The organism is Amycolatopsis dongchuanensis (assembly GCF_039542405.1).
In the GTDB taxonomy this organism is placed as follows: domain Bacteria; phylum Actinomycetota; class Actinomycetes; order Mycobacteriales; family Pseudonocardiaceae; genus Amycolatopsis_E; species Amycolatopsis_E sacchari.
In genome coordinates this window covers 1-3,067 of the sequence record NZ_BAABIB010000135.1, presented here as the reverse complement: position 1 = coordinate 3,067, position 3,067 = coordinate 1, and the positions used below count along the sequence as shown (strand labels likewise).

The window sequence follows — 3,067 nt, the reverse complement described above, 5'->3', positions numbered from 1 at the left end:
CAGCACGACAGGCCACCAACGGTCACCTCAACCCGGGACAACGTCCCTGAACATCACAGCTAGGTGACGAAGGCAGGAGCCTTGACCGAGGAGACGGCGCGTCGAACGCTGGTCGCCGTCTGCGAGCGGGTCGGTCTGGACCCCGCAGGAGCCGAACTGATCCGCATCGGCTCGAACGCCGTCTACCGGCTGGCGAAGCCGGTCATCGTCCGGATCAGCCGCGACGGCGAGTCCGTGGAGAACGCCCGGCTACAGGTCGCGGTGGCGCGCTGGCTCGCGAACGAGAGCTACCCGGCGACGCGCGCGCTCGACGTCGACCAGCCGGTTGAGCTTGACGGGCAGGTCGCGACGCTGTGGGAGTCCGCCTCGGAGCGGGAGGAGTACGCCCCGCTTCCCGAGGTCGCGGAGCTGATCCGGCGTCTCCACGAGCTTGAGGCTCCCCCGTCGCTGGCACTCCCCCAGATCCGGCCGTTCGCCAAGCTGGACGAGTACCTCCCCGACCTGGAGCGCGTCGACGCTACCGACGCCGCGTTCATGCGTGAGCGGATCGAGCAGCTACGGAGCCGGTACGAAGCGCTGGACTTCGCGCTTAAGCCAGGCGTCATCCACGGGGAGGCGAACGTGGGCAACGTGATCCTCGACCGTGAGGGCAAGCCGCTCCTGATCGACCTCGACAGCTTCTGCACCGGCCCGCGGGAGTGGGACCTGGTGCAGACCGCGCTGTTCTTCGAGCGTTTCGGGTGGCACACCGAGGATGAGTACCGCAAGTTCGTTGAGGTCTACGGGTTCGACGTCATGACGTGGCCGGGGTATCCCGTGCTCGCTGAGTACCGAGAGATCTCCATGACCCTGTGGCTGTGCGGGAAAGCGGTGTCCGACAAGGGCGCAGCCGACGAGGTGCGCAAGCGGATCGAGGCCATCAGGACAGGGGGAAGCCGCCGAGATTGGGCGCCCTTCTAAGCAGCTGGTATCGGCGTACGCGATGGTTTATGGCAGCGGGACGGGCCGTGGCGCCGAACCCCGTCCCGCTGTCATCGCGCGATATCCGCTCCATCGGAAGGGCGTCGGTCAGTGCAAGGCCGACGAGCGACCACCGTCATGACGCCGTGGTCCCTACGAATTCGGGACCCGCAGGGCGACCTCGCACTGAGTTGACCCGCTATGCGGTGGCGCGGCGGGTGCGTCGCCGGAGTGCCCAGCCGCCGCCGAACAGTCCGAGTGCACCGGCTCCCACGGCTGCGGACACGAGTGGCACGTTCACTTCGGTGACCACGGTGTTGGAGGTGTCGTTGACGGGGTTGGGGTCTTGCTCGTTGCCCCGCACGGTCGCGGCGTTCTGCAGCGTTCGCACGGTTCCGTCCGCGGTGCCCGACACTTCGATGAACGCCACGTCACCCACGGCGAGCGCCCCGCCGGTGCAGGTGAGCGTGCTGCCGGTGACCTTGCAGCCCGGCGAGCCGGTCGTGACGTTGGTCAGCCCGGCGGGAATCTGGTCGGTCACGGTGTAGCCGGACGAAGCGCCCGCACCGTTGTTCCGGACGGTCAGGGTGTAGGAGACGGTGCCCCCCTGTTCGACCTGGGCGGGCCCGGCTTTCACGATGCTCAGGTCGGTCGCCGGTGCGGCGCAGGACGTCGCGTCGTTGGCCGACGACGAGGGACCCGTTTGACTGGAGATGAAGGTGAAGGTGGGGCTGGCGCTGCCCGGGTTCGCCACGGCGACCCGGTTGAGCACACCGGCATTGGCGTAGAAGCCGAGATCACCGTTGCCGTAAGTGAAAGCACCGCCGTAGCCGCCTGCTGGCATCGCGCCCGGAAAGACGTCGGTGACCCCGGTGGTGGGGTTGATGCGGCTGACCGATCCGTCGGCCAGGCCGCCCCAGAAGTACCCGGCGGCGTAGGTGATGTCACCCGTGTTGGGCGGAGCCGTGAGGTTCACGGTGCGGACGAGCCTGTTGGCCGCGACGTCGATGACGAACAGGGCGGGGTGCGCGCTGCTCGCGATGTAGAGATAGCCCTGATCGTCGAAAACGCCGACGTTCCACCCGTTCCTGTTGCCGTCCGTGAGCGTGAGAACGGACGGCAGACCCGCGGGGGTCGGCAGGGTGGTGACGGCTCCGGTGGAGTCGATGCGCACGAGGTTGGGTGCCGACTGGCTACCGCCGATGCCGTAGACGTAGTTGTCCTTGGTGTTGAACCCGATCGCGTTGTAGTCCACCTGCGCCGGTGCCCCGACCTTGGTGAAACTGATGTTCCCGCTGCCGAAGCTCCCTGCGAAGAACTGCGCACTGCTGAGATTCACCCGCTGGCCCAGAAACACCTGACCGGTGCAGTCGAACGGGGTTGCGGCGGACGCTGTCCCGGCCCCGAAAGCGAAGCTGCCACCCAGGGCAGCGGCAGTCAGGGCCAGCAGTCCAGTCCGTCTTAATGTCGTGGCGACCACGAAGCGGCCTCCTTCTCCGGTTGGAACGGTCGCCTGTAAGACCGCAGCCCCCTCACAGACCTCTCGCAGGTACCCGTTCGGGGTCCCCCGTGCGTCCCCTTTCCCCCTTCGCTCAAGGTGAGCGAGCAACCCTCGAGAGGGTGAAGCGGCTGTGTGAGGGGAGTGCCGTCTGATTGACAGGGAAAGCTCTGTGAACCCTGCTCAGCGCAAACGCTTCGAACAACTGTCCTGCGGGCGCATGAGCCCACCCGCCCGGAAGATTCAGCTGAGTTGTCGTCCGGTGGGCCCGTTGTGAGCACCTGTCAGCACCGCTGGGAGTCATACCTGCTCGGCGGTCACCGCCGCCGCGCGCGTGCTCGCCCGGGGCGCTGACCGCGACGTCGAGCAGGTTCCTCGAGGGCGGTGTGGTGCCTGCGGCGGCGCAAGGCGTAGCCGGCGCCGGCGAGCACGAGGTATCGCAGGTTGACCCCGGGTCTGTGGTCAACCCGATACAGGGACGCATGCTGCTTGATGCCGTTCGTTCTCGGGGCGCCCGGGGTAAGCGTCTCGTGGCCTTCTTCGCGCTGATTTAGAGCTTGTCTCACTTGGTGAGTTTCTTGTAGCAGGTGATGGCGGCTCCGAGGGTGA

2 protein-coding genes are annotated in these 3,067 nt (G+C 67.1%); one reads left to right on the top strand and one right to left on the bottom strand.

What is annotated here, in order from left to right; translation table 11 throughout:
• The first annotated feature begins 81 nt into the window (after positions 1-81).
• Positions 82-960, top strand: coding sequence for a phosphotransferase (locus tag ABFX51_RS32970; RefSeq protein WP_346056064.1), 879 nt, complete (start codon positions 82-84; stop codon positions 958-960).
• Positions 961-1,159: 199 nt separating this feature from the next.
• On the opposite strand, the gene ABFX51_RS32965 is transcribed toward ABFX51_RS32970, so the two are convergent.
• Entirely contained in the window at positions 1,160-2,440 is a 1,281-nt protein-coding gene (locus ABFX51_RS32965; RefSeq protein ID WP_346056063.1) for a DUF6923 family protein, read from the bottom strand.
• Positions 2,441-3,067 lie beyond the last annotated feature (627 nt).